This window comes from Tamlana crocina (genome assembly GCF_012037625.1).
Genome location: NZ_JAAVJS010000022.1, coordinates 23814 through 50514 on the forward strand (window position 1 = coordinate 23814; position 26701 = coordinate 50514).

25 protein-coding genes are annotated in these 26701 nt (G+C 38.8%); 13 read left to right on the forward strand and 12 right to left on the reverse strand.

The window, feature by feature from the left end; all coding sequences use genetic code 11:
- The first annotated feature begins 137 nt into the window (after positions 1-137).
- The 5 genes from recF to HC176_RS13580 all read left to right on the forward strand — a co-directional run bounded on the left by recF (position 138) and on the right by HC176_RS13580 (position 3112).
- Entirely contained in the window at positions 138-1217 is a 1080-nt protein-coding gene (recF, locus tag HC176_RS13560) for a DNA replication/repair protein RecF (protein WP_167919173.1), read from the forward strand.
- Between the two features lie 143 nt (positions 1218-1360).
- Positions 1361-1708, forward strand: coding sequence for a hypothetical protein (locus HC176_RS13565; RefSeq protein WP_167919175.1), 348 nt, complete (start codon positions 1361-1363; stop codon positions 1706-1708).
- A gap of 278 nt (positions 1709-1986) precedes the next feature.
- Entirely contained in the window at positions 1987-2511 is a 525-nt protein-coding gene (locus HC176_RS13570; protein ID WP_342448698.1) for a 2'-5' RNA ligase family protein, read from the forward strand.
- Between the two features lie 14 nt (positions 2512-2525).
- Positions 2526-2822 carry a DciA family protein gene (locus HC176_RS13575; RefSeq protein WP_167919177.1) on the forward strand — a complete coding sequence of 99 codons (297 nt, stop codon included), beginning with the start codon at positions 2526-2528 and terminating at the stop codon, positions 2820-2822.
- 98 nt (positions 2823-2920) lie between these two features.
- The gene (locus tag HC176_RS13580) at positions 2921-3112 is read left to right on the forward strand and encodes a cold-shock protein (RefSeq protein ID WP_167919179.1); all 192 of its coding nucleotides are present in this window, start codon (positions 2921-2923) and stop codon (positions 3110-3112) included.
- A 67-nt stretch (positions 3113-3179) separates the two neighbouring features.
- Here the strand turns inward: HC176_RS13580 and HC176_RS13585 are convergent, their stop codons facing one another.
- From HC176_RS13585 to HC176_RS13605, 5 genes are all read right to left on the reverse strand, one after another.
- The gene (locus HC176_RS13585) at positions 3180-3872 is read right to left on the reverse strand and encodes a response regulator transcription factor (protein WP_209309718.1); all 693 of its coding nucleotides are present in this window, start codon (positions 3870-3872) and stop codon (positions 3180-3182) included.
- Positions 3873-4125: 253 nt separating this feature from the next.
- Positions 4126-4449, reverse strand: a complete 324-nt coding sequence (locus HC176_RS13590; protein WP_167919181.1) for a hypothetical protein — start codon at positions 4447-4449, stop codon at positions 4126-4128.
- 4 nt (positions 4450-4453) lie between these two features.
- Positions 4454-4906: a hypothetical protein gene (locus tag HC176_RS13595; RefSeq protein WP_167919183.1), complete on the reverse strand. Its 453-nt coding sequence runs from the start codon at positions 4904-4906 to the stop codon at positions 4454-4456.
- Between the two features lie 72 nt (positions 4907-4978).
- The gene (locus HC176_RS13600; RefSeq protein ID WP_167919185.1) at positions 4979-6424 is read right to left on the reverse strand and encodes a phage tail sheath family protein; all 1446 of its coding nucleotides are present in this window, start codon (positions 6422-6424) and stop codon (positions 4979-4981) included.
- A 217-nt stretch (positions 6425-6641) separates the two neighbouring features.
- Positions 6642-7061, reverse strand: a complete 420-nt coding sequence (locus HC176_RS13605) for a nucleoside-diphosphate kinase (protein ID WP_167919187.1) — start codon at positions 7059-7061, stop codon at positions 6642-6644.
- A gap of 89 nt (positions 7062-7150) precedes the next feature.
- On the opposite strand from HC176_RS13605, the gene HC176_RS13610 reads away from it, so the two are divergent.
- The 8 genes from HC176_RS13610 to HC176_RS13645 all read left to right on the forward strand — a co-directional run bounded on the left by HC176_RS13610 (position 7151) and on the right by HC176_RS13645 (position 14770).
- Positions 7151-8170 (forward strand): DHH family phosphoesterase, encoded by a 1020-nt coding sequence (locus HC176_RS13610; RefSeq protein ID WP_167919189.1) that lies wholly within the window; start codon positions 7151-7153, stop codon positions 8168-8170.
- Positions 8163-8705, forward strand: coding sequence for a gliding motility-associated peptidyl-prolyl isomerase GldI (gldI, locus tag HC176_RS13615; protein WP_167919191.1), 543 nt, complete (start codon positions 8163-8165; stop codon positions 8703-8705). The genes HC176_RS13610 and gldI overlap by 8 nt, the downstream gene beginning before the upstream one ends.
- On the forward strand, positions 8692-9849 hold the full coding sequence (locus HC176_RS20275) for a peptidylprolyl isomerase (protein WP_167919193.1): 1158 nt from the start codon (positions 8692-8694) through the stop codon (positions 9847-9849). The genes gldI and HC176_RS20275 overlap by 14 nt, the downstream gene beginning before the upstream one ends.
- A gap of 55 nt (positions 9850-9904) precedes the next feature.
- Entirely contained in the window at positions 9905-10828 is a 924-nt protein-coding gene (gene lgt / locus HC176_RS13625; RefSeq protein WP_167919195.1) for a prolipoprotein diacylglyceryl transferase, read from the forward strand.
- A gap of 1 nt (position 10829) precedes the next feature.
- Positions 10830-11306: a DUF192 domain-containing protein gene (locus HC176_RS13630; protein WP_167919197.1), complete on the forward strand. Its 477-nt coding sequence runs from the start codon at positions 10830-10832 to the stop codon at positions 11304-11306.
- A gap of 239 nt (positions 11307-11545) precedes the next feature.
- Positions 11546-12622 carry a sensor histidine kinase gene (locus HC176_RS13635; RefSeq protein ID WP_245234899.1) on the forward strand — a complete coding sequence of 359 codons (1077 nt, stop codon included), beginning with the start codon at positions 11546-11548 and terminating at the stop codon, positions 12620-12622.
- The gene (locus HC176_RS13640; protein WP_167919199.1) at positions 12615-13292 is read left to right on the forward strand and encodes a response regulator; all 678 of its coding nucleotides are present in this window, start codon (positions 12615-12617) and stop codon (positions 13290-13292) included. The genes HC176_RS13635 and HC176_RS13640 overlap by 8 nt, the downstream gene beginning before the upstream one ends.
- Positions 13293-13381: 89 nt before the next feature.
- The gene (locus HC176_RS13645; RefSeq protein WP_167919201.1) at positions 13382-14770 is read left to right on the forward strand and encodes a TrkH family potassium uptake protein; all 1389 of its coding nucleotides are present in this window, start codon (positions 13382-13384) and stop codon (positions 14768-14770) included.
- Positions 14771-14827: 57 nt separating this feature from the next.
- Here HC176_RS13645 and HC176_RS13650 read toward each other — a convergent pair whose 3' ends face one another.
- The 7 genes from HC176_RS13650 to HC176_RS13680 form a co-directional block, all read right to left on the reverse strand.
- The gene (locus HC176_RS13650; protein WP_167919203.1) at positions 14828-15427 is read right to left on the reverse strand and encodes an MCP four helix bundle domain-containing protein; all 600 of its coding nucleotides are present in this window, start codon (positions 15425-15427) and stop codon (positions 14828-14830) included.
- 92 nt (positions 15428-15519) lie between these two features.
- The gene (locus HC176_RS13655; protein ID WP_167919205.1) at positions 15520-17898 is read right to left on the reverse strand and encodes a TonB-dependent receptor; all 2379 of its coding nucleotides are present in this window, start codon (positions 17896-17898) and stop codon (positions 15520-15522) included.
- A 217-nt stretch (positions 17899-18115) separates the two neighbouring features.
- Complete coding sequence (secDF, locus tag HC176_RS13660) at positions 18116-21115, reverse strand: protein translocase subunit SecDF (RefSeq protein WP_167919207.1); 3000 nt, start codon at positions 21113-21115, stop codon at positions 18116-18118.
- Positions 21116-21287: 172 nt separating this feature from the next.
- The gene (locus HC176_RS13665) at positions 21288-21902 is read right to left on the reverse strand and encodes a hypothetical protein (protein WP_167919209.1); all 615 of its coding nucleotides are present in this window, start codon (positions 21900-21902) and stop codon (positions 21288-21290) included.
- Between the two features lie 74 nt (positions 21903-21976).
- Positions 21977-22903, reverse strand: a complete 927-nt coding sequence (mdh, locus tag HC176_RS13670; RefSeq protein WP_167919211.1) for a malate dehydrogenase — start codon at positions 22901-22903, stop codon at positions 21977-21979.
- A 208-nt stretch (positions 22904-23111) separates the two neighbouring features.
- Positions 23112-24134 carry a DUF6588 family protein gene (locus tag HC176_RS13675; protein WP_167919212.1) on the reverse strand — a complete coding sequence of 341 codons (1023 nt, stop codon included), beginning with the start codon at positions 24132-24134 and terminating at the stop codon, positions 23112-23114.
- An 89-nt stretch (positions 24135-24223) separates the two neighbouring features.
- Positions 24224-26686, reverse strand: a complete 2463-nt coding sequence (locus tag HC176_RS13680) for a TonB-dependent receptor (protein ID WP_342448697.1) — start codon at positions 26684-26686, stop codon at positions 24224-24226.
- Between the last annotated feature and the right edge of the window lie 15 nt (positions 26687-26701).

A 26701-nucleotide genomic window follows, 5' to 3' on the forward strand; every position in this document is an offset into this window, starting at 1 on the left:
TTATTCAGTATAGATTAATGTGGCGCAAAAATATAATTTTTCTTCATAATTAAAAGCCTATTTATTTGATATTTTTCAATAATTTGCAGTTCTTTTTGGGCTTTAACCGCCCAAGTGCCCTATAAGTTGTTTTTTCTATGATTTTAAAATCACTTTCCCTTTTAAACTATAAAAACTTCGATAGTAAATCGTTTGTTTTCAACGACAAAATAAACTGTATTGTGGGTAATAACGGCATCGGAAAAACCAATGTGCTCGATGCCATTTACCATTTGTCCTTCGGAAAAAGCTACTTCAACCCTATTGCGTTGCAAAATATTAAACACGATGAAGATTTTTTTGTAATCAATGGTGATTACGAAAAGGAAGATAAAATTGAAAAGGTGGCCATTAGCCTAAAACGCGGACAAAAAAAAGTGATTAAGCGCAACGGAAAGGCTTACGACAAGTTCAGTGAGCACATCGGTTTTTTGCCGCTGGTGATTATTTCGCCGGCCGACCGCGATTTAATTATTGAAGGCAGCAGCACCCGCCGAAAGTTTATTGACAGCGTGATTTCACAAAGCGACAACAATTACCTAAACCAACTGATAAATTACAATAAAGTACTGGCGCAACGCAATGCCCTTTTGAAATACTTCGCCCTGAACCACACGTTTAACAAGGACACTTTAGAGGTTTACAACGATCAACTTACTGAGTATGGCACCATTATTTTTGAAAAGCGCGACGGGTTTTTAAAGGAGTTTATCCCCATTTTTAAATCGCGCTATCAAGCCATTAGCAACGGCAACGAAATGGTAGATTTGGAATACCATAGTCCGTTGTTTGAAGGCGACTTAAACGCGCTTTTAATGCAATCCATCAACAAAGACAAGGCTTTGCAGTACACCAGTGTGGGCATACATAAAGACGACTTGAACTTTAACATTGAAGGCCATCCCATTAAAAAATTTGGTAGCCAAGGGCAGCAAAAATCGTTTTTGATTGCTTTAAAATTGGCCCAATTCGATTTTATAAAAGCGCAAAGCGGCGTTAACCCCATTTTACTGTTGGATGATATTTTTGACAAACTGGACGAAAACCGTGTGGCACAGATTATAAAATTGGTGGACGATGAAAATTTCGGACAGTTATTCATTAGCGATACCCACGCAGACCGTACAGAAAACGCCGTAAAACAAGTACATCAAAGTTATGAGATTTTTAAGTTGTAATTTTTTTGCCACGAATTCACGAATAAACTCATTGTTTATTTGTAATAAATTTCATTTTTTTTCGTTTTCTTGTATTAATCTCCTTTCTGTTTTGAAACGATGTACATTCTAAAAGTTATAGCTCATTAGAAAAATTCAAATCAATGAAATATTTAAAACGTATAATTTATTTAGTGACTATACCTGCAATTGGATTTTCAATAACACTTCTCACATTTTATTTTCATGCTGGAATAGTTCTCGGAAAGCTTCCAAAATACAACCAACCCGATCCTAAAACACTCGAATTTTATGAAAATTACGAGATGTTAATCTCGTTTTTTGGAAATTTATGGGTAATTACAGCCTTATTATGGTTATTGCTGGCTCTAATTTATTTATTTAAAAATCGGAAAAACATTTTTTGGAAACCAATAGTTATATCTGCTTTTGCTCAGGGACTTGCCATTGCTATTCTTTTTTCAGAAATAACTGAATGGTTTGCTGATTGAAAAGACGTGCTGTAACAACGGAAAACGTTGCTTCAATCAATAATTGTCAAGAAACTCTTGCTTTTATATTTTCTTTCAAAATACAACCGAATGATTTTTATTTTTTTTTTGAAATGTTTTAAAAAATGAACCTCAACGAACACTACCAACCCCATTATTAGCTCGATTGAAAAAATTAAAACGATGATTACAGCATTGACAAACTCATCCATTCGCCAAACGACAACCGCTTTGGCATTACGCTTTTAATTCGTCCGCCGCAGGAAGTAAAACATAGCATCCAAAGGTTTTTAAACGAGTTGCGTACCATTGCTCCCAATCAATACTATTATCCCGATTCTGATATTCATATTACGGTGATGTCCATTATTTCCTGTTACGATGGTTTTGATTTGAGCCGTATCGATCTTTCAAAATATGTCGACATCATCAAAAAAAGTATTGCCAAAACTTCAGAAATTAAAATTCAATTTAAAGGCTTAACGGCATCGCCATTGTGTATTATGGTGCAAGGATTTATGGCGAACGAATCGTTAACCGAGATACGCGATCATTTAAGATTTCATTTTAAAAATTCCGATTTACAGCATAGCCTCGACCAGCGCTACGCCATACAAACAGCCCACGCCACCATTGTGCGTTTCAGCAACAAAATTGTTAACAAAACAGCGTTTTTAAGCACGGTTGAAGCTTTCAAAAATTGTAATTTTGGCACGTTCAAAGTCGACCAACTCGAATTGGTATTTAACGATTGGTACCAAAAAGAACAGCACGTAAAAACACTGTACCGTTTCAATTTATAAAACCCTAACCGGCCATGGCCAAACGCAATAACGAACACTTAAAAATTAGCGACGCATTAAAGGAATTTATCCAAACCAATAAACTTGAAAAAGGCTTGGACAAGGTAAATGTGGCTGATGCCTGGACCAAACTTATGGGCAATGGCGTTAATAATTATACCACTTCGATACAATTGGAACGTGAAACCCTATACGTACAACTGAGTTCGAGCGTGTTACGGGAAGAATTAAGCTATGGTAAACAGAAAATCATTACCATGCTGAATGAGGAGTTGGGCAAGGAAATTATTAAAAAACTGGTTTTAAGATAATTACTCTTTAAAATTTAATTGAAATAATTGCCCAAAATCAACCAAGCAATCATTATTTACATTACCTTTGGTGCTTTAATTTTTATAATACAAACACAATGAGTAAAGGTACCGTAAAATTCTTCAACGATTCTAAAGGATATGGATTCATCGTTGAGGAGGACAACAACAAAGAACATTTCGTTCACATTTCAGGACTAATCGATGAAATTCGTGAAGGTGATCTAGTGGAATTCGATCTACAAGAAGGTAGAAAAGGATTAAACGCCGTAAACGTAAAAGTAGTCTAACGATATACTAGTAACAATTACATTTAAAGCCTGTTTTTTTAAAACAGGCTTTTTTTTTTGCCCCAATTTACCAAAGCTCGATATTTTGGTAAGCCCTTTTTATAAGCTGGGCGGTATTTTTTACATTGAATTTTTCAATGAGGTTTTTACGGTGTGTAATTGCGGTATGGCTACTTATAAAAAGTCGGTCGGCAATTTGTTTTGATGAAAAACCATCGGCCACCAATTTAAGCACTTCCTTTTCTCGAGGCGAAATTAGGCCAGCACTGCCGCGCTTTACAGTATCTTTGTTGTGTTCCAACTGCTTTAAACAGGCCTCAAATTCTTCTTTGGCCGATAAATCATAAAAATAATTCACCATCCAAGTGTCGTCTCCAATACTGTGCAGCACCATGTCGTGCTTCAGGAAAACACTCGCCCCCGTTCGTTTTATAAAATGGTATTTTAGTGAAAAAGTAGTATTAAAAAATGGTGCCGATAAAAATGATTTTATTTTATTTTTAACTCCGCTTCTTTCATCCTTTCTAACACAACCGAACCAAAAGTTCCAGTTGTGATTGAGCATACTGGAAACCGCTGCTCCCAAAAGATGTTGTAGTGTTGGGGTAGCAAAAATAAATACGCCTTTTTTTTGTGAATAGATAGCCACTTGCAAATTATCAGCGCCATTACAGAATTGGGTTAATTTTAAAAATTGGCGTGTAAAAACCTCATCATTTTTAGAGGCTGAAATTTCGAATGGATTAATTTGTACTCCCATAACCACAATTGGATTATCGATTCAACTTATTTTAGAGTTTCAGGGAGCGCTATTTGATAAAACAGACCACGGGAGGCAGTTCTGTTAATTTGTGTATTCTGGAAAAACCGCTTTGCTATTATCTTTTTTTGACCTTACACAACATTAAATATATTCATTTTCAAAAACTTAAACAAACCAAAATAAAAAAACACCAAATGCAGCCGAACATGCTGTTCACACATTTGATGTTTTTCAACTAACTAAACATTCACTAAATAACCAACGAAACTAATTTGTTAAGAACGATGGAAATCACTCTATTTTTAAAGTGCCCGGCTTTTATTTTGTTTACTCCCGCCTTTACCAAGGCCTGCATGACCAATAGGTCTTTTTGACTTTTTAACAGCCATTCCAATTCGTCTTTATCAATGGCACCGGCCAAAAACAAACCACTCCACTTTTTTAATTTTTCTTCAGAACTTTTAAGGTAAGCCTTCATATCGTCTACAATAAGTTTGCCTTCGTCTCCAAATTTATCGATAGCTTCGGCCACTATTTCTTCTTTAAGCTCTTTTAGTAATTTTTCAAAATCCATGATGTTACTGTATAAATTGATTGATAAATTGGGCTAGGGCATTCTCACTTTTTTTGTCTTTTTGCTCTTCGTAGTGAATCATTAAGTCGAACGCCTTTTCAATTTGTGGTTTGGCCTCATCCTTAAAAGCTTCATTTAGCTGCCCTTTTGTTTCCCAAAGTTTAAGGTAACTTCCCATTAAATGCTCGTCGCTGCTAATGAGTTCCCACATTTTTAGCGTAATTTGATTTTTCTGTTTTCCTCGCTCATAAATAACCATACGCTGCATTTCGTTTTTTAGGTCGATTACTTGATCTTCAGAATCGCTAAACGGACGCGTACTTTTATCCATTAAGCTCAAGGCCTCCAATTTGGTTTGAATCGTTTCGGTGTAGGTAAAATGGTCGTAAAGACTCGTACAACTAAACACCGTTACAGACACCAATACCGATAACAGCATTGTTTTAAGTTTTTTCATAATTGTTGTTTTTGTTAGTTATTTTGAAACATACCGCTCTGATTACCAAGCTAAATATCGTTGTGAATCATTTTAGTTTTTATGCATCTTGTGTGTAAATCTCATTATGATAAATTCGGCCGGCCGTACTACCGCCATTCCAATTTCAATAATCATTTTATTGTTTAACATATCACTGGCTGTCATCGTTTCGCCCAAACCTACCTTAACAAAAAAAGCATGACTGGGTTTCGAGCCCGCCAACGCTCCGGCACGCCATTGCTCAACTAAAAAGTTTTCGATTAAGGCTTTAATTTTAGTCCACGTATTGGCGTCATTAGGTTCAAACACAAATTGCCGAGTGCCTTTTTTCACCGATTCTTCTACCATATTAAAAAATCGTCGCACCGAAATATAGCGCCACTCATTATCATTTCCGGCTAAGGTACGGGCACCCCATACTAGAATCCCCTTACCTGGGAACTGACGAATGGCGTTGATTGATTTTCCGCTTAGCAGATCAACGTTTAAACCTTCGGTCATTTGGTTATCGATTGAAAACACAGGAGCTACAACACTGCTCAAACTTACGTTTGCGGGGGCTTTCCAAACGCCATGCATGCCATCAACTTTAGCATAAACCCCCACAATAGCTGGTGACGGCGGCATTACTGCACAAAAAGTATCTAAGAAATTTTTTATAGCCTTGTAAACGGGTTTATGGTCATCAAAAACAGCATTGTTCAAACGCTTGCCCTGCAGTACACTATCAACGGCTGTGCCTCCATCGTTAATTTCCTTGTGTTCCTCTACCGAAATTTTCGCATCCTCCGTTAAAATCCGTATTCCTGTTTGTAAATACGGGAAGTAGGCCGCACCTAATTTCAATTCTTCAGTAATATTACTGGTTTGGGTTCGAAAAGAAAGTATATCGGTTTGGGCAGAAGCTTTACTATGCGCCCCAACCACATCGAAAACCCCAAAACGATCGTGCAACTTCAAACACTGCTTAAGCACGGGGTCTGAAAAATAGGATTTATAATCTGACGCACTTAACCTCGAAGCATCGGGGCTTGCAATCAAAGTTACTTCATCGAGGTGCTCTAAAATTTCAACAGCTTTTTTTATATCCGATCTATTAACCTGCCCTTCCTCTGTTTGGGTTCCGGTTGACACCACATAACAAAAAACTCCTCCATTGTCAAAAAACAACCGCATGGCATAGTACATGGGATTTTTAGGCACTAAATCGGCATGAACTGGCGCTCCTCCAACCATAGCCACGTCGACATTTGAAATATTACCACTTTGTTTTTCTACCCTAACTTTTATATTGAAATCCTGCGGCACCGAGGTTCCGAAGTACTGCTCATAATCTAAAATTGACGTGATTTTTTGAGGTTGGAATGCCTCAACACCGTTAAGCCATTGGGTTCTGCCAATAAATCCCGGAATGGCGGTTTCTACCTGAGCGATAGACGACGGAAATCGGCCAACATTTTGGATATAAACACCCGGTGATTTGTAAAATTTAGCCATAGTATTTACCAATACGGTTTTAAGAAATTGCTGCTTAGATAAACTTTCGCTTCAAAGCACGAGCGCCTGTGCCTTAAAAAGAGGCTTGGTATTACAAAGTAGTTATTAACTGATTATTTATCAATCCCCATTTTTGGGGATTTGAGGGTGTAGTATGGAGAAGAGCAAAAAAATCCCGCCAATGGCGGGATTTCAATACTATATGATTTGTAGTTTGTTAGAACGTTTCGCGTCCTGAAAAGTGAAATGCACCTTCAATAGCTGCGTTCTCATCGCTATCGCTACCATGTACAGCATTTTCACTGATAGATTCGGCATACATTTTCCTAATGGTTCCTTCGGCCGCATCGGCTGGGTTTGTGGCGCCAATTAAGGTTCTAAAATCTTCAACGGCATTCTCTTTCTCCAAAATGGCAGCTACAATAGGTCCACGCGTCATATATTCCACCAACTCACCAAAAAACGGACGTTCCTTGTGGATGCCGTAGAATTCCTCAGCATCAGCTTTGGTCATTTGGGTTAATTTCATCGCTACTATTTTAAATCCAGAAGCCGAAATTTTTTCTAATATCGCACCAATGTGTCCTTTTTCAACCGCATCGGGCTTAAGCATGGTAAATGTTCTATTTGTTGCCATTTCTGTGTTTTTATTTGTGCTGCAAAAGTAATGTATTTCTAAAGAAATGCAAGCAATGTAATTTTAAAATTATCGTATCTTCGCCTCCTATGGAAAAACATGATATTACAGGCGTTAAAGCGTTATTGAGCACCAAAAAAAAGATTGTAATCGTTCCCCATAAAAACCCCGATGGCGATGCTATTGGTTCGTCTCTAGGGCTGTGCCATTACCTTTTAAAAGGCGACCACAAAGTACATGTTGTGGTACCCAACGAATTTCCTTCGTTTTTAAAATGGATTCCAGGCGGTGATGCGATACTGAAGTACGATTCGCAATCGCGATTTTGTGATGCCCTAATCAACGATGCCGATGTGATTTTCACTTTAGATTTTAACGCTTTCCACAGAACAGGCGATATGGAACCGGTTTTAGCGAACAGCCAAGCCATAAAAATTATGATTGACCACCATCAATCGCCCGACGATTACGCCCAATTCACCTATAGTGATGTGAGCATGAGTTCCACCTGCGAAATGGTCTATAATTTTATTGACAAACTTGGCGATGCCAACAAAATCGGTAAAGATATCGCCACTTGTTTATACACAGGCATTATGACCGATACGGGATCGTTCCGATTTGCGTCGACCACCAGCACCACGCATCGTGTGATTGCTGAACTTATGGACAAAGGCGCCAATAATGCCAAAATACACAACAGCATATACGACAGCAATAGCTACGAAAAGCTTCAATTATTGGGGCGGGCACTCAGCAATTTAAAAGTCATCCCCGAATCGCGAACGGCCTACATCACACTTTCGCAAGACGAACTCAACCAGTTCAATTACAAAAAAGGCGATACCGAAGGCGTGGTTAATTACGGGCTGTCTTTGGATGGTGTTGTTTTAGCCGCCATTTTTATTGAGGACAAACAGGAAGGTATCGTTAAAATATCGTTGCGCTCTAAAGGAAATTTCTCAGTAAACGACATGTCGAGAGCCCATTTTAACGGTGGCGGACACATCAATGCAGCAGGCGGCAGAAGCGAACTATCTTTAAACGAAACCGTTGAAAAATTTATTAGTATATTGCCTAGTTATAATAAAGCCCTAAACGATGAGTAAACTAATAAAAATCGCTTTTGTTTTATTGCTTATTGGCTGTAAAACCCCAGAAGCCCGCCGACCCATTTCGGTAAAAACAGGCTCGTTCATTGATGTTTCGGTGGAACGGAACAAAAAGCTGAACGCCAAAGAACAAGCCTCCATAGAAAAACTCTTGAAACAAAAACAATTGGATTACCTCGCTTCCGAAAGCGGTTTTTGGTACTACTACAACAATAAAGTTGAAAACGACACTTTAAAAACACCCGATTTTGGCGATATCGTTAACTTCAATTATGATGTGAAATCGCTTAACGGTTCCGTGATTTATTCATCTGAAGATTTAAAAACACAAACCTACGCCATGGATAAAGAACAATTGTTCACAGGGCTTCGCGAGGGTTTAAAACTGATGAAAACCGGTGAAACCGTTACGTTTTTATTTCCGTCGCAAAAGGCTTATGGTTACTACGGCGACGAAAACCGCATTGGCAGCAACACCCCTTTAATTTGTGAAGTTACCGTAAACTCCATCACCCCTAATGAAACGAATTAACATGGCACAACCCCATTTTTTTGGCAAAGCTTTATTGTTTACTTTATTGATTCAATTTACCGGCTGCAAAGCTCCGTATCCTGAATTGGAAGATGGCATGTATGCCGAATTCATTACCAACAAAGGCATTATGGTGGCCAAGTTGGAACAGGAAAAAACCCCCACAACCGTGGCTAACTTTGTTTCGTTGGCCGAAGGCTCGAACACCTTGGTTGCCGACTCCCTTAAAAAGAAGAATTTTTACGACGGACTGATATTCCACCGTGTTATCCCCGATTTTATGATTCAGGGCGGTGACCCCAGCGGCGACGGTTCTGGTAATCCGGGTTACCGTTTTAACGATGAGTTCCACCCCGATTTAAAACACGACAAAAAAGGTGTTTTGGCCATGGCCAATTCGGGCTTTGGCACCAATGGCAGTCAATTTTACATCACCCACAAAGCCACCCCTTGGTTGGATGCGTACGACGAAGAAGGCTTCCTGAAAAACTGTGAAGACCGCCGTGTAAGCTGCCACACCGTTTTTGGAGAAGTGGTACTCGGGCTGGAAGTGGTCGACTCCATTGAGCAAAACGACACCATCCAGCACATAAAAATTATCCGAAAAGGGAAAATGGCCAAAAAATTTGATGCCCCCGAAATATTCAAAAACCATTTTGTAGAAGCCGAGCGTTTGGAAAAAGAAAAAGCGGCCAAGGCCGAAGCCATCATTAAGACTTCCAAAGAAAAATTTAACGCACAGCAGTCCGAAGCCACAACCATGGATTCCGGGCTGCAATACTATATTTCCGAAAAAGGAACAGGCGAAAAGCTCCCCGAAGATGCTGAAGTTTTGGTGCACTACGCCGTTTATTTTGAAAACGGAAAGCTTTTGGAAACCAGCAAGCTCGAAACGGCAGAAGCTCTCGATGCTGTAAACCCCAAACGCAAAGCTATGGACCGCTACCAACCCATTACCGCCAACATTGGCCCAAATGCGGGAATGATTCCCGGGTTTAAGGAAGGCTTACAACAACTCAACGTTGGCGATAAAGCCACCTTATTTATTCCGTACCATTTGGCCTATGGCGAATCAGGAACCCGCGGTATCCCCGAAAAATCTAATCTTATTTTTGAAGTGGAAATAATAGAACTTCTTAAATAAATTTTAACACTAAACCCTATTCTATCCGTTATATTTACGGCGAAAAACAACACGTATGCAACTCTTAAAATTCGATTGGAATCCCATAACAGGTATTGATATTGCCGGAAATTTCAAACTCCATTTTTACAGCCTTATGTGGGTGGTGGCCTTTATTTTAGGGTGGTACATCATGAAACGCATTTTCACCAAAGAAAAAGTGTCGCTGGATTATTTAGACCCGCTTTTTATTTACACCGTTTTGGCCACCATGCTCGGAGCACGTTTGGGCCATGTGCTGTTTTATCAATCGGAATTAATTTCAGAAGATTTTTTCAGCATCTTTTTACCATTCAAATTTAAGGGTGGTTTTGAGTTTACCGGATTTCAAGGACTTGCCAGCCACGGTGCGGCCATCGGCATCATCATTGGCATGTACCTGTACCGCAGAAAATACAAGTACAAATCGTTGCTTTGGATTTTAGACCGCGTAGTCATTTCGGTAGCCTCGGGTGCTATTTTTATCCGTATCGGAAATTTTATCAATTCTGAAATCATCGGTAAAGAATCGGGCGATTTCCCATTGGGCGTACGCTTCATCCAGGATTATTACAATAAATACGAAGCCATGCGCATTGCGGGCACCAAAAACGTCCAAAAAGCCTATGATGCTATTGCTGCCAACCCCGAACTTTTGGAGCAAGTACCGTACCGTCACCCTGCTCAGCTTTACGAATCGTTTTGCTATATTTTCGTGTTTTTAATTTTGTGGTATTTCTACTCGAAAACCGAAAAAAAGAACCGCACCGGTTTTTTGTTCGGTCTGTTTTTAATCCTGCTATGGACTATTCGCTTTTTTGTGGAGTTTACCAAAGAACCGCAAGGCGAAGAATACATTAATTGGTTTGGCTTAAACACTGGGCAATGGCTAAGTATTCCGTTTATATTAATCGGATTGTACTTTATGTTTGTTTACAAACCCAAAACTAAAGTACAATAACATGCTTTTAAAACGTGCTTTATTTGTCATTTCGGTTGGTTGTTTATTGATGTTTTCGGCGTGTAAAAACGAAAAGAAAAGCATCAAGCAAACCGAAGTCAGTTTTAAGAAAGAAGGCGAACTTACCATTTATAAAGCTACCGATTCTACCACGGTGACTTTGGATATTGAAATTGCCGATACCGAGTTCGACCGCGAAACGGGACTCATGTACCGCAGCAGCATGAAAAATAGCCAAGGGATGCTGTTTGTTTTTGACAATGAACAACCTCGCTTTTTCTACATGAAAAACACCCAAATGCCGTTGGACTTGATTTATGTTTCGGCCGACAAAAAAATTGTGAATTTCCAGAAAAACGCGAAGCCTTTTGATGAATCGTCGTTGCCCTCCAACCAACCCGCACAATATGTTTTGGAAGTGAATGCCGGACTGGCCGATACTTGGAATTTACACCTTGGCGATAGTTTAGGGTTTTAATACCAAACCCTCTCAACTTCGCTAAGCTTATTCTAGCAGAGCTCTATTTATAAATTAACCACTTTTACTTATAAAGTTTTCTGCCTTTGAAAAGTTTTTCCAATGGTGTATTCATTTTTGCAATGAGCATAACTTTGTTGCCGTAAAAGCAAGAGAACCAATTTTCACATCACTTTTAGAAACTAAATTTTACATAATCTTTATATTTCAATATTTATCTTTACTAAAAAGAATAAAACTTGTTCAAAACAAAAAAGTATAGTAGCAAAAAACAGTATTTGATAAGCCTCTTGCTTATTATGATGACTTCTATTGTATGCTTCGCTTCAATCGACTTAATTGGTTACAGTGCTGTTTCACTCATCTTACTTTTGGCTGTTTCGGTAAACGCCATTCTCTTTGATATTTTTCCTGTTCTGTTATCTTCTTTTTTAAGCGCCTTGATTTGGAATTTCTTCTTTATTCCGCCAACATTTACATTTTATATTGGCACAGCCGAGGACGGGCTAATGTTTTTAATGTATTTCGTTATTGCGTTGATAAATGGTGTTTTAACCAACAAAATAAGGGAAACGGAACGTAAGGAACGTGATGAACTGGAAAAAGAAAAATCCATAAAGTTATACAACACTTTATTGAATTCGCTATCTCACGAGTTAAGAACCCCTATTTCTACAATAATCGGATCTATCGACACCATAAAAGATAACCAAACCAAACTTTCCGAATTTAATAAAAATGAATTGTACTCTGAAATTGAAACTGCAAGCCTTAGGTTAAACCAACAAGTAGAAAACCTTCTAAATATGAGCCGACTTGAGGCAGGTTTTATTCAGCCCAAAAACGATTGGTGCGACTTAAATGAGCTCGTTTTTTCCTGTATCAGGAATATCGAAAAAGATGACCAACAACACATTATTTCATTCGAAGCTAAAGAAAACATGCCGTTAGTCAAAATAGATAGTGGCCTAATCACTCAAATTCTTCACAATTTAATTCATAATGCCATTCAGTACACACCAGAAAAATCCATTATATCTATTCTATTAAATCATAAAAAAACACATTGCACGATTGAGGTTTCTGACAATGGAAATGGTTTTCCGGAGTCTGAAATCGACCATGTTTTTGATAAATTTTACCGTTTAAAAAGTTCTGTTACAGGAGGTACAGGGCTGGGACTCTCAATAGTTAAGGGTTTTACAGATGCCATGGATGGCAATGTGCAACTGAAGAACACACCCAATGGCGGCGCACAATTCACCATTGAATTACCTTGCGAGTTTTTATACAATGAAAACATTAAAGATGAATAAAGCAGAAATATTAATTATTGACGACGAGCCACAAATACGAAAATTACTTCAAATAAACCTAGAGAGCAATGACTATATAGTATCACAAGCAAGTTCAGCTAGAGAAGGGGTGATAGTATCTGCAAGCCATCCTCCAGATTTGATATTGCTTGATATTGGCCTGCCAGACAAAAGTGGCCACGAGGTTTTAAACGAATTACGGGAATGGTACAACAACCCTATAATCATTCTTTCTGTACAAGATAACGAAGAGGATATTGTAAAGGCGCTAGATAATGGCGCAACAGACTATTTAACCAAACCGTTCAGAACTGGCGAATTGTTGGCCCGAATCCGTTCAGCAATAAGAAACCATGAAAATATTGAGAACAAAACCACTATTTCCATTGGAACTATTGAGATTGACTTGGTGGCTCGAATTGTAAAACGAAGCGGAATAGTACTTAAATTAACATCGACTGAGTATAATTTACTTGCTTTATTTGCAAAGAATGAAGGTAAAGTCCTTACACACCAATTTCTCTTAAAAGAAATATGGGGCTTCAGCTACCAAAATGAAACACAATACTTGCGCGTTTTTGTTGGTTCTCTTAGGAAAAAAATTGAAGAAAACCCCAACAACCCAAAGCATATCATTACCGAAAGTGGTGTTGGGTACCGTTTTCAATAATCTTTATAAAATCTTTATATAAAATTATAAAATCTTGATTTTACACTTATCACTTTCATCGGAACTTTGTAACACCAAAAGATTACACGATGAAACAAGAAAACGACACAATTGGCAACAATGAAAACAAATTAGGTATATGGTATCGTCTGGTAAGGCGATATAGAAAGTTTCAATTAACATTATCTCCTCAACAAAATCTACTTTATGGATTTTTAACCTATACCATAATGGGTTGGGCCTTGTTGTGCGTGCCATATTTCCAGAAACAAGCCGTTGGCGGATTAGACAGTTTATTTATCGCTACATCAGCCATATCAACCACAGGACTTGTAACAGTTAGTATATTCGACACCTATACATGGTTTGGACAACTGGTAATCATGTTGCTTTTTCAAATAGGTGGTGTTGGGTACATGACTTTTACTTCGTTTATTTTACTCTCAAGGAAAAGCCCTTTAACACATTGGCACCAAAGGGTTTTGAATGCAGAGTTTACCATGCCTCGAGGCTTTGAACTGAAAGATTTTCTTAAATCGGTAATCGTCTTTACAATTATAATAGAAACCATTGGAGCCTTGTGCTTCTACATAGCCTTTACAAGAGCAGGTGTAGAACCTAACTTTGCCGTTTGGAGCAGCATTTTTCATAGCGTATCGGCTTTCTGTACCGCAGGCTTTGGCCTTTACAATGATAGTTTTGAACAGTTCGCCAGCAATACTTCAATCAATTCAATCATTTCCGTTTTGGCCATAAGCGGCTCGTTGGGTTTTATTGTGGTTACAGATCTTTGGAATAGAATTACAAAAAAAACTAACAAAATAACATTCACTACTAAAATCATCTTTGGGGTAATTACTATTTTACTTGCCTTAGGTACTTTGGCAATTTATTTTTTTGAACCTTCCGTAAACCAATTGGGAGAACAGAAATTAATGGCCTCCTTCTTCCAATCAATGACTGCACTTACTACAGTTGGTTTCAATACCGTACCAATAGGAAGTTTTTCATTGGGTGTTTTGCTCATCGTCATTTCTTTGATGTACATAGGAGCTTCGCCTTCGGGTACAGGTGGTGGCATGAAATCTACCACGCTCACGGCCTTGCTCGCTATCATGTGGAGTAGAATTAGAAATAACGGGCGCGTAACCTTTTTTGGAAGAACTATCCCTCAGGAAAGACTTTACGTAGCAACTTCTATCTTTATACTATATGCATTTGTAATTTTTCTTTCTACTGTGCTATTGGCAATGACTGAAGATTTTCCTCTAAACCAAATCTTATTCGAAACCACTTCAGCCATTAGCACAGTTGGCTTAAGTACGGGCATTACAGGAGACCTAAGTACTTTAGGGAAAACAATAATTATTTTTGTAATGTTTGTTGGCAGGCTTGGTCTATTGACTTTTGGATTGGCTATTTTGGCAAGAAAAAACAAACTTGAAATCGTGGAAAACGAAACAGATTTAGCAATTTAAAATGATTGAGACATTCATAAGTTTTGATGTTGCTTGACAGGTAAAAACATATACTTTCTAAACATCCCCTTTCGGTTTATACATCACAATAATTTGGATGATAATCGCCAGAAAAACCAGAATATAAATTTCAATTTGAGTAAACAGTTCTACGGTGTCAAGAGCCCTTTTGGTGATAGACATTTGCCGCTTGCCCTCGGTTATTTGGATATCGGACAGGCTTTGTAAGTTGCCGTTTATTTCCGCTACGCGCTTGGCCACTCGCTTTTTATCGGCAAAACCTATGGTTGCAAAAGCGGCTTCTTCGTCTTTTAATTTCTTAAAATTATTCTTTAAGGTATCAAAAACAGCACTTTCCTCCTTGGTGAGTTTAGTGGTTTCAAAAGTACCGATTAACCCTTGTATGGTTTGGTTAACTTTCGCGTTTCTGCTTTTAAAAAACACGGTATCGGGCTGCACTAAAGCCAGTTCTTTTTCTTGAACGGCCTGCGACATTTCAAAAATTAAGTCTTTGGCGATTAATCGGTCTTCGTAAATGGTTTCCACCGATTCTTTTACGCGAACAAAATTGTTTCGGTCAATTAAATTGGTGGCCACAATTAAAACGAAAACAATTAAAATACCCAATACCCACTTAATCTTGTTGTAAAATGTCATAATAATCGGTTATAAAAAAACAAATTGTTGTAAAGATAAACACTTGAAATCAAATATCCCAAACTCCAAAACGGGAATGACAAACGGGGCTTTTAACGTCGTCTGCCGCCGCTATATTCCATGGCTTCCCCTTTCCCGAAACCGTAACTAAAGCCCAAGGTAACAAAGCGGCCCCGTGTGCTTTCGGTATAATTGGTAGAGTTTCCCTGCGCCGTAAAACTCTTAAAATAGCGAGAAGCAAACGCATCGCGAACACCTAAACTAAAAACGCCTTTTCCGTTGAGTATTTTTTTCCGAAGGCCGAGGTCTAAAAAGGCAATATCATCGTTTTCGCCTTGAAGGGTTTTGTATTCGGATTCGTAATTTCCGGTAGCTTCAAAATCGATATTGGCTGGCAACTTAAATTTAGCCATCAGTTTTGAGGTCCATTGGTCACCTTTAAAATCGAACACCTCCGACTCGAACGTCCCTTCTCGATCAAAGCTGTTATAATTGAAATCGACATTAAACGTCAGCCAATTTATAGGCGTGTATTTGGTATTGAACTCGATACCCACTGTGCTGTTGGTGCCAATATTTTCTGGGCGCGTGGTGCTAACGTTGTCTTCTGAGAGGAACGTAATGCGTTCAATCATATCGGTAGTAAAGCGATGGTACACTCCAAAATTCAATGAAGTTTTACCGATATCCAAAATAGTGGTGACTTCGTACGAATCGGTAAATTCGGGTTGCAACTCCGGATTTCCTTGGCGGATACTAAAACTATTTCGGATATTAAAAAACGGATTTAGATCCCACATTCTTGGCCTGTACACACGTTTGGAATAGCCAGCCTGTAACGATACTGCTTCTGAAAACTTATACGAGGTATGCACACTAGGGAATAGATTCGTATAATTTTGGTCGTTGGCATCGTTGGTGGTTTCCAAAAGGGTTTTTAGGTCGGTTTGCTCTAAACGCAGCCCGCCTTTCAACCCCCATTTTTCACCTTCGTAAGCTGCCGAAAAATAAGCCCCCAACACTTTTTGGTCATAATTAAAAATATTAGTTAGGCCCGTATCGGTGACAAACTCGCCATTAATCCAATCTTCCACTTCGTAATCATTGCTTACATCGGTCATGACATATTGCGCTCCCGTTTCGATGCTCCATTGTTCCGAAAAGGGTTTCATGTAATCCAGTTTGAATGTGAAATTATCTTCGGCAAAATCGGTTCGTGTTCTTTGTTGGGCATCCCGATCTTCACCAGATACGGTGACATCATCAAACAACGAATTTTGGTCTTTTGAAAATGAATTACCGGTGGCACTCAGCAGTAAATCGTGGTCTTCGTGGTCTGTAAAATCTTTTTTATACACCAACTCGTATTGCCATTTTGGGTTGGTGGCATCAGTCGCTTCCGAACGGTTCCATTCAGACACCAAAGCATCGGCCTCGTCAAAAAGTTGGAAATTATAATTGGATGGTTGGTCCTCGACTTCGTAGGCAAAATTCCCCGAAAGGGTAAACACATCGTTTGGCGTGAGGTAATAATCCGTACCCAAAGTGATGTTGTAAAATTTTTCGTTTCGGTAGTCGGTACCCGTATTAAACAAGGTGGTTACGGTTTCTAAATTTCTATTGATATTTTCGCTATCGCGCAGATAGCTCCTACGCCCCAACCCCAGCTGGGTAAAGAGGTTGAATTTTTCCGACCGACGGTTTAAGCTGATGCCCACACTGTGGTTATCTGGCTCCCCCGTGTTAAGGCTCACCGAGCCGTTCAAGCCTTTGCGTTCTTCCTTTTTTATGATGATATTGATAATACCCGAAGTACCTTCGGCATCGTATTTGGCCGATGGGTTGGTGATCACTTCGATGCTTTCAATCATATCGGCGGTGATGCTGCCCAGTGCCCCACCGTCTTCCGTTAAAATGGAAGGTTTCCCATTTATGAGCACTTGCACCCCCGAGCTTCCGCGCAGGCTAATGGCGCCTTCAATATTCACATTTACCGATGGCACGTTATTGAGTACGTCCAGGGCACTCATTCCGGTGCTGGAAATATCCTTACCCACATTGAACACCCGTTTGTCCAGCTTAAATTGGGTTCGTGATACTTCGGCTTGCACTACAACTTCATCGAGTTGGGCGGCATCTTCGGCCAAGGTAATCGTACCTAAATTTATGCTGTTGTTTTTCACCTGAAAATCCCGAATATCCTTGGTGACAAACCCAATAAAACTTACTTTGATGTAATAATTATTGGTTTCGGTTTCCAAAACAAAAGTCCCTTCTTCGGTTGTAGTTGTCCCCGAAATGGGCTTGTTGGTGTCTTTATCGGCCAACATTACCGTGGCGTACGCCAAGGGCTGATTGTTGGATTGCTCGACAACCCGACCTTCTATCTTTGTAGTCTGGGCAACACTTACAAAACTGAACATCAATAAGATGCCGAATAAAACGGGGGTGATATTTTTCTTTAAAACCATGTTAAAAAATTCAGCTAAAGATCTTAATTTTATTTGTTTAGGAGTTATAAGGAAACGTTAATTTTAATTGATAATAACATACTTATCGCTTCTATAATTCAACAGTTTGCCTTACTTCGTCTGCGCTCAGTACAGGCTTTCTTTCGCAAAAACGACATAAAAAAAGCCTATCGACAATTATCGATAGGCTTATCAAGAAGAACGTTTTAGTTAGTTATTAGTCTTTCTTCTTTTTTTCTTCAGATTTGCTTACTGTATCGTACATCACCGGCGTTGCGATAAACAACGACGAATAGGTACCTACAACCACACCCACAATTAAAGCGAACATGAATCCGCGGATGGAATCACCTCCAAAAATAAAGATGGCCAATAATACCACCAATGTGGTTAACGAGGTGTTCAAGGTTCTACTTAAGGTACTGCTCAATGATGAATTTACCACACGGTTAAACGGCCAGTTGGTATGTTCGTTAAAGAATTCACGGATTCTATCGAACACTACTACGGTATCGTTTAACGAATAACCAATTACCGTTAGTATAGCCGCAATAAACGCCTGATTGATTTCCATGTTGAATGGCATAAACTTGTACGTAATAGAGAATACCCCCAATACGATTAATACATCGTGGAATACAGCAGCAACCGCACCCAATGAGTATTGCCATTTTTTGAATCGGAATAAGATGTAAAGGAACACCACGATTAACGATCCTAAAATAGCCCAAATAGAAGCTTGCTTAATATCATCGGCAATGGTTGGTGTTACTTTATAAGACTCCAATAAACCAACTTGTTTGTTTTCGTCGTTTAAATCGATAAATTGCTCATACGAGATGCCCTCTAAATGCGGTACTAAAGCATCGTAAAGGTTTCTTCTGATTTCTTCATCTACTTCAGAACCTGATTCGTTTACTTTGTATTTTGTGGTGATTTTCAACTGGTTGGCATCACCAAAGGTTTTAGCATCGGCACTACCAAATACATCGGGTTGCGACAGTAAATTAGTGATTTCTTCAGCACTGATATCTTGTGCAAAACGCACTTGGTAGGTTCTACCTCCAACAAAATCAACACCTTGATCTAAACCGTTAGTAAACAACGACCCTAAACTTAAAACAATAAGCACACCTGAAATGATGTATGCCGTTTTACGTTTTTTCAAGAATTCAATATTGATATTTCTGAAAAGGTTTTTGGTAATTCCAGTAGCGAAATCTAATTTCCCTCCTCTATCTACGTGCCAATCAATCAATAATCTGGTGATGAAAATAGCAGTAAATAACGAGGTTAAAATACCGATCAATAAGGTAGTTGCGAAACCTTTAATTGGCCCTGTACCGAACACGAATAAAATCAATGCCGTTAAACCGGTAGTGATGTTGGCATCTAAAATAGAAGACAAGGCGTTGCTGAAACCGTCTTTTACAGAATCAATTTGCCCTTTGCCTTTCGCCAACTCTTCTCGGATACGTTCGAAAATAAGTACGTTCGCATCAACCGACATACCAATAGTCAATACAATACCCGCAATACCTGGCAATGTTAACACGGCTCCTAAACCTGATAATACACCGAAAATTAAAACGATGTTCAATAGCATGGCCACATCAGCAAAAGCACCAGCTTTTCCGTAGTAGAAAATCATCCATAACAACACTAAAGCCAATGCAATTAAGAATGAAGTTGTACCGCTATCAATCGCCTCTTGACCCAATGATGGACCAACAACTTCACTTTGGATAATATCTGCAGAAGCTGGTAGTTTACCTGCACGCAATACGTTGGCTAAATCGATAGCTTCATTTAATGTAAAATCTCCCGATATAGACGAGCGGCCACCAGCAATTGGGCCAGAAGTAACCCCTGGAGCAGAGTACACTACATCATCTAAAACAATAGCGATTTGGCTGCCTTGCTGATACGCATTCCCGGTCATTTCTTCCCAGATTTTAGCGCCTTTAGAGTTCATTTGCATCGATACTTCCGGTTTGTTTCCAACGGGGCTAAATTCATTGCTAGCATCTGTAACTACTGCTCCACTCAATGGAGGAGTATCTTCTCTGTTACCTACTAAACCGTATAAATCAACCAATTCGCTGTTTTTTTCTGGCTTACCGAAAACAAATTTCGTGTAACGCATTTCGGCTGGCAATAAAGCTCTTACCTCATCACGGTTTAAATAATCAAGAACGGTTTCTTTGTCCTTAATTTCAAATTTGGCGATGATTGGACCACCTTGGTACCCCACGCCTCTAATTAATTTCCCTAACGGATTGTTATTGTTATCAACGGCTGTTGAATCCGTTTGGCTATCTCCTAAAAGATCATCAATTTCTGAGTCTTGGGCGTCTTCTTCATCTTGACTTTCAACTTCGGCTGTTTTGGTTTCATTCTCAACAATATCTTTCAACACGGCATCGGCCTGACCCAAAAACTGGTAAAACTTTTCTCCTTTGTAGGCATCCCAAAACTCTAATTGGGCGGTACTTTGTAGTAAAGATTTGGCTCTTTCTACATCCTTAACACCAGGTAATTCTACCAAGATACGACCTGAAGTTCCTAGACGTTGGATGTTCGGTGAAGTAACACCAAACTCATCAATACGCTTACGCAATACCTCGAACGCAGAAACAATAGACTCGTCGATTTTAGTTTCGATGATGCTCTTCACCTCATCGTCGCTCATGCTGCCGTCAATTTCCCCATCCAATTCTTTCGTATAGAAAATATCTGGTGAAGCCAATTTGGTATCGCCTTTAATCTTATCGAAAGCCGTGAAGAAATCCTGTAAATAGGTATTCTGGCTATTCTTTTGAAGCTCGGAAGCATCTTTCAAAGCTTTGTTGAACACAGGGTCGTTGGTATTGTTTGCTAATCCTTTTAAGATGTCTTTTACAGACACCTGAAGAATCACGTTGATACCACCTTTTAAGTCTAAGCCAAGGTTCATGGCTTTTTGCTTCACTTCATTGTAAGTGAATTTTGCGATACCGAGATTATAAACCGTATCGGTAGCAATCGATTGAAGATAATCGGCCTCTTCTTGGCTGCGCATGGCGCGGTAATCGTCTTCCGTTTCTGGAATTTTGTTGATGGCTATTTCTTCAGCCTCATTTTCAACTTGGCTAGCTTTGAAGGTGAACGACAGCTGGTAAAGGCTGACCAATCCAAACAAAACTGCAAATAATTTTACTAATCCTTTATTTTGCATTTTTTGAGTTATTTAATGTATTTTATTTTATCCCCTAATAGGGTGGGCAAATATATTGTTTTAGCCCAAACATCGACAAATTTTATTTTTTTGATAAAAGTTATAGCCACGCCCCGTATTTTGGCGGCTATTGAAATGAATATTTTCGGAGTAACAGGAATGTTTAAATCCCTTAAGAACAGCTAGGCCCTGCCCTACCTTCGGGAATTTTATGCGGAATATCTTTTGTGGCAATTTCGATATGTTTACAAACCGCAAATGCTAGTTTTACAGCAAGATTTTGGTTATCGACAACATCTGGACTGTAAATTAGACTGCAAGGCTCTAAATATCGGTCACTTTTCGTGTCTATTTGAAGCACCAAATTACCGTTTAAATCACCACTTTGTCCGTAATCGGTATGGATTTCAAAAATATCGATATTGTAATCAATATTCTTATCTCCTTTTATGGGAAGACTACTTGAAGGCGTGTTATGATTAACATCGAGGGCTAACCCGCGTGCTTTAGAAAGTCGATTTTTAATACTTACCACATCTGAAGTACAGTGGTAAGCGATATTGACGCTGCCATTTTCAAGGATATCAACCTGAATGTTTTTGGCCCCTAAGCTTTGTAGTTGCTGTTTAAGTAGATTAATGGTGCCTTGGGCTTCATCTGAAGACAAATCGCCCTCATTAAATTGCAAAACCACCTCTTGGTTGGGCAATACAGCTTGCTGCTGATTTACCACACCAAATAAGGTAAGCGAAAAAATAAAAATACTAATGCACCATCTTGCAATCATGCGCCAAATATAAAAAAATAAAGACTGTATTGCTACAGTCTTTAAAAAATATCATATTTTGAATGTGCTGAATACTAAACCTCTAGCAATCCGTTGGTTTTTCTAACCCCTTCGGCACTAGATTTCATGTGTTCTTTTTCAGCTTCACTTAGTGGAATATCAACAATTTCTTCAATACCGTTTTTACCTAAAACCACTGGCACACCAATACAGATGTCATTCAATCCGTATTCACCTTCCAAGAACGTTGAACATGGGTAAATTTTCTTTTGGTCGCAAGCAATAGCTTGAACCAATCCGCTTACTGCAGCACCTGGAGCATACCAAGCTGAAGTTCCTAATAATTTCGTCAATGTAGCACCACCAACTTTAGTATCGGCAGCCACTTGCTCTAAACGCTCTTCGCTTAAAAATTCTGAAACTTTAATACTGTTTCTAGTAGCGTGAGAGGTTAGAGGCACCATACCGGTGTCGCTATGACCACCAATTACCATACCGTCTACATCGCTAATAGGCGCACCTAAAGCTTCGGCCAAACGATACTTGAAACGAGCAGAATCTAACGCACCACCCATACCAATGATTCGGTTTTTAGGCATATCAAGCGATTTGTGTGCTAAATATGTCATGGTATCCATTGGGTTACTCACCACAATAAGGATCATGTTTGGAGAATGTTCAAGTAAACTTGTAGCAACAGATTTTACAATACCGGCGTTAATACCAATTAATTCTTCTCGAGTCATTCCTGGTTTACGTGGAATACCAGAAGTAATAACACAAATATCACTGTTTGCGGTTTTGCTGTAATCGTTGGTTACACCTGTAATTTTGGTATCAAACCCGTTTAAAGATGCACATTGCATCAAGTCCATCGCTTTACCTTCGGCGTAGCCTTCTTTGATGTCTAACAATACCACTTCCGATGCAAAATCTTTAATAGCAATATACTCTGCACAACTGGCACCAACTGCTCCTGCACCTACTACTGTTACTTTCATTTTTTGTTTATTTTTAGTTACTTGTTAATTATTTATCAATTTGTGAAATTTTGATTTTAAAAACCTAACATCCCACAATTCAAACCATGCGAAATTACGAATTAAAACCTTTTTAATAAAAAAGTGCGGGACAAAATCCCGCACTTTTAAACAAAAATTAAATATAACTAACTAAAACTAAATAAATTCATTTTTTATATATGTTAAATTATCTAAATCCAAAGTTTACACCTACAGAAAAGGCATTAAACTCCGATAAATGATATTCGGCATTGAGCCTAAAGAACCCTAATTTCAATTTGGTGCCTATGGTGCCACGTACCGAAGACACTTCACTTGAAACTGAAAAGGGGTCTACATAAGTTCTTTTCACAAATGGCCCTCCCGTAACCGTATAGGTTCCCAAAACATCCGATTCTGACTTTCCTTTGATATAGCCCAAACCTCCATAAAAATTGATAACGGGAAGCTTAGTGGAAGCTATTAACTGAAACAACATGGTATTCGTATTGCTTTCAACGCGTTGGTTATCGCCATCAACCCCAGAAGATTCAGTTATATCATAAGAACCATCTAAATGCGTGTAGGCTACAAGTCCAGAGATAGCCACCGGCATATATTTATCGGCAGGCAACCACTTGGTCATTTCAAATTGCACACCGACACCGTACATGCTCAACGCCACTTCATCTGTATCAATCTTTGGAACAAACCTAGCTTTCAGTTCGATTCCCTTACTTAGCCCCAAAGCACCTTGAATAAAAGCCGTAGGCAATAAATTGGCACTTGCGTCTCCTATTCCTGTAGGCAAGGTTATTTGCTCACTCAATAAAGGATTATCGTTGTCTGTAATTATAAGCTCTATATCTGGATTATTTTCTCCCAAGACACTCGCCACATTTCTAGCTCTAACATTTGAATCGGCAAATTCAACAGTAAAATCTTCAGTTTCATACAGGTCTAAATCCATCAAAAATGATTTATGTTCCTCTTGTACCATTGCTGCATTTGCAATTATTGATATTTCAAAACCACCCAACGGTTTGGCATCTGCCGTATTGAACCAATTGGCATTCATACTATGCATTAAACCATTAGTTCCAGGTTTTAAATAATCATTTGTAAAACGTTCTGCATTTTCCTCTCCAAAAGCAAACAAAGCATCTATATCTTGAGCTTTTGAAGTTAAAGCCACAAAACCAAACAACATTAATAAGGCAATCTTTTTCATTCTTTAAAATTTGGTTTCACGAATATAGGAAAAAAATGATACAAAACAACATTTAATCGAAAAAATATGTTTTTTACCGATGTTTTATGTTAAAATTTAACCCTTAAACTGATGTTTGGTGTTAATCCAAGTGAAGTATTATTGACCATTATGGCCGAATCGCTATCATTGGGATCGACCTCATAATAGCGATTGATGCTGTTCTTTCTATTCAAAATATTAATAACACCCGCACGAACCGTCCCTTCAATATCATTTGTAATCTCAAATTGATAACGTACAGAAGCATCCCATCTTATGAAGTCGTCGAGATTTTCACCGTTCGGCGTGTCGTAATTAACAATAACACTATTGCCGTCCTGAACGGTTTCATTACTTTCCAGAGGCTTGGTATAGGGCTGGCCCGTTCGCCAAATACCACCCGTAGACACTTCGAAATCTTCGAAAACATTATAATTAATCGCCATCGATACTGAATGCCTGATATCGACATTATTTGGAAACACCGAAGGCGTAATATTTTTAAATTCGTAATCGTTAACACTATAGGTATAACTCACCCACGTACTGAACCTATCAGCCGTTTTATTAATTAAAAATTCAACCCCTTTGGCCGTATAGCTTCCCGAGGCATTGATATATTGAAAATTGTTGTAAAACCCTTGGTTTGATGCCGTAATGCCATCGACATATTTGTAAAAGCCCTCAACATCCACCATTAAATTATTATGGTTGAACTCTACACCGAACGACCCTTGCTTACTTTCTGAAATAGGAATGGACCCGTTGTTGGCCAAAATCCAGCGCCGGTTTTCAACGCCCAAAAAGTCATCCTGAAAATCGATAATCTGTGTGGCCGACTGGTTTTTAAATTCCCCCTGCAATTTTAAGGCGAATAGATTGCCTAGTTTTTGGCGGACATTCAATCGGGGCTCTAAAATGAATTTACTGAATTTTTGAAAATAGTTGCCGCGTAGCCCTAATCTAAAATAGGTTTGGTTATTGTTAAATTCCAGCTCACTAAACAGCGCGTGGTTAAGCAATACGTCTTTTTTAGTTTTTTCATAAGATGGCGCGCTAACGGTCGTTCCGTTTAAAATACCAATTTCACTAAACTGGTAACCATTCAATAAATTAAGCGATTTGTTTAATTTCAGAAGCGTTTTTAACTTCAATCCGGTTTCCAATACTTCGTTGGCTTGTGTGAGTCGCTGGTCGGTTTCAATTCTAAAATCAATCGCATCGACATTATATTTGGAGTAAAATGAAGTTAACTCTGTGGAAAACGAATCATTCCAAACGGCATTCCAACTCCCACCAAAACCCAAATTATCCTGCTTCAAATTACTGGTTTTAGACTCCGTTTCACCCTGATTATTGGCATAACTTTCATTGTAATCCAAATTATTATGAATGCTGATAACATGCGCCCGAAACTTATGGTTATCGTTTAAATCGAACAGCAGTTTTGCCGAGTAATCGTAAAAGAAAAAGTCTGACGACCGGTTACTTTCACTAATGTTATCGCTATTGGTGGTGAGTTCGCTATCCTGAAAACTGCGCTTAAAATAATTATCGTAAGTGGGCGAACTAAACACGTCGGTAAACGAGCGACGACCAGAAAAATGCAATCCCAATTTTTTAGAAATGGGCACTTCCAAATACGCATCGGCATGAATTAAATTGGCCCCAAAACCACCCGAAATGGTTTCAGCAATCTCATTTTTAGTAAACATATTAATGGTACTGGAAACACCATCGCTAAACTCGGAAGATGTTCCATTTTTGGTCACTTCCACTTTACTAGTTAAATATGGGTTGTAGGCTGAAATGAGTCCGAAGAAATGCCCTGAGTGGTACATTTTTATACCGTCCCAAAGTATTAAATTTTGGTCGTTGGTACCGCCCCGCACATTGATATTGGCAATACTTTCATTCACACTTTCAATTCCAGGAAGCGCTTGAATGGACTGCAACACATCGGGTTCTGTAAGTCCGGGCAACACCCCAAATTTTTCGGTATTTAAAATGGTGCTTCCATCCAAACGCTTTTGTAAACCCGTGGTTAAAAATTTTGAAATCACCACCTGATTAAGCGTTTCGTTCTGTTCTTTAAGCACAATTGTTTTACAAGCGGTATCGCCTTCCCGTAAATCTTTTGCATTTAAAACTATGGTTTCGTACCCCAGATAAGACAATACGATTTGCTGATTTATCCCCACGTCATCCAAACGAAATCCACCTTCAATATTGGTTATAGTACCTTTTGAGGCATTTTGAACAACCACCGACGCCCCCATTAAGGGCAGGCCATCAGCTCCCGAAATCACCAGTCCACAAACGGCTATCTTTTTGTCGATAGTTGTTACGGCAATGTAGCGAGCGTCGAGAATTTTAAAATTAAGATGGGTAACAGCGTTTAAACGGTCTATAATTTGATTTAGGGTCTCCGATTCTTGCGGAGCATCAACAATAACATCTTTTACATCAGTTTCTGAATACGAAAATTTAACTTCAAACTTAGCCTCCAAAACAGGAAACAGCTCCAGCAACGATAGCTTATTTTG

What these genes read in the sequence shown, in the direction of transcription:
- HC176_RS13575 (WP_167919177.1), top strand. Translation starts at nt 2,526, where the DNA reads ATGGCCAAACGCAATAACGAACACTTAAAAATTAGCGACGCATTAAAG.
- HC176_RS13675 (WP_167919212.1), bottom strand. Translation starts at nt 24,134, where the DNA reads ATGAAAAAGATTGCCTTATTAATGTTGTTTGGTTTTGTGGCTTTAACT.
- HC176_RS13605 (WP_167919187.1), bottom strand. Translation starts at nt 7,061, where the DNA reads ATGGCAACAAATAGAACATTTACCATGCTTAAGCCCGATGCGGTTGAA.
- HC176_RS13665 (WP_167919209.1), bottom strand. Translation starts at nt 21,902, where the DNA reads ATGATTGCAAGATGGTGCATTAGTATTTTTATTTTTTCGCTTACCTTA.
- HC176_RS13580 (WP_167919179.1), top strand. Translation starts at nt 2,921, where the DNA reads ATGAGTAAAGGTACCGTAAAATTCTTCAACGATTCTAAAGGATATGGA.
- HC176_RS13655 (WP_167919205.1), bottom strand. Translation starts at nt 17,898, where the DNA reads ATGGTTTTAAAGAAAAATATCACCCCCGTTTTATTCGGCATCTTATTG.
- HC176_RS13565 (WP_167919175.1), top strand. Translation starts at nt 1,361, where the DNA reads ATGAAATATTTAAAACGTATAATTTATTTAGTGACTATACCTGCAATT.
- recF (WP_167919173.1), top strand. Translation starts at nt 138, where the DNA reads ATGATTTTAAAATCACTTTCCCTTTTAAACTATAAAAACTTCGATAGT.
- HC176_RS13630 (WP_167919197.1), top strand. Translation starts at nt 10,830, where the DNA reads ATGCTTTTAAAACGTGCTTTATTTGTCATTTCGGTTGGTTGTTTATTG.
- secDF (WP_167919207.1), bottom strand. Translation starts at nt 21,115, where the DNA reads ATGCAAAATAAAGGATTAGTAAAATTATTTGCAGTTTTGTTTGGATTG.
- gldI (WP_167919191.1), top strand. Translation starts at nt 8,163, where the DNA reads ATGAGTAAACTAATAAAAATCGCTTTTGTTTTATTGCTTATTGGCTGT.
- HC176_RS13600 (WP_167919185.1), bottom strand. Translation starts at nt 6,424, where the DNA reads ATGGCTAAATTTTACAAATCACCGGGTGTTTATATCCAAAATGTTGGC.
- HC176_RS13610 (WP_167919189.1), top strand. Translation starts at nt 7,151, where the DNA reads ATGGAAAAACATGATATTACAGGCGTTAAAGCGTTATTGAGCACCAAA.
- HC176_RS13640 (WP_167919199.1), top strand. Translation starts at nt 12,615, where the DNA reads ATGAATAAAGCAGAAATATTAATTATTGACGACGAGCCACAAATACGA.
- HC176_RS13595 (WP_167919183.1), bottom strand. Translation starts at nt 4,906, where the DNA reads ATGAAAAAACTTAAAACAATGCTGTTATCGGTATTGGTGTCTGTAACG.
- HC176_RS20275 (WP_167919193.1), top strand. Translation starts at nt 8,692, where the DNA reads ATGAAACGAATTAACATGGCACAACCCCATTTTTTTGGCAAAGCTTTA.
- HC176_RS13650 (WP_167919203.1), bottom strand. Translation starts at nt 15,427, where the DNA reads ATGACATTTTACAACAAGATTAAGTGGGTATTGGGTATTTTAATTGTT.
- HC176_RS13590 (WP_167919181.1), bottom strand. Translation starts at nt 4,449, where the DNA reads ATGGATTTTGAAAAATTACTAAAAGAGCTTAAAGAAGAAATAGTGGCC.
- mdh (WP_167919211.1), bottom strand. Translation starts at nt 22,903, where the DNA reads ATGAAAGTAACAGTAGTAGGTGCAGGAGCAGTTGGTGCCAGTTGTGCA.
- HC176_RS13645 (WP_167919201.1), top strand. Translation starts at nt 13,382, where the DNA reads ATGAAACAAGAAAACGACACAATTGGCAACAATGAAAACAAATTAGGT.
- lgt (WP_167919195.1), top strand. Translation starts at nt 9,905, where the DNA reads ATGCAACTCTTAAAATTCGATTGGAATCCCATAACAGGTATTGATATT.
- HC176_RS13585 (WP_209309718.1), bottom strand. Translation starts at nt 3,872, where the DNA reads ATGGGAGTACAAATTAATCCATTCGAAATTTCAGCCTCTAAAAATGAT.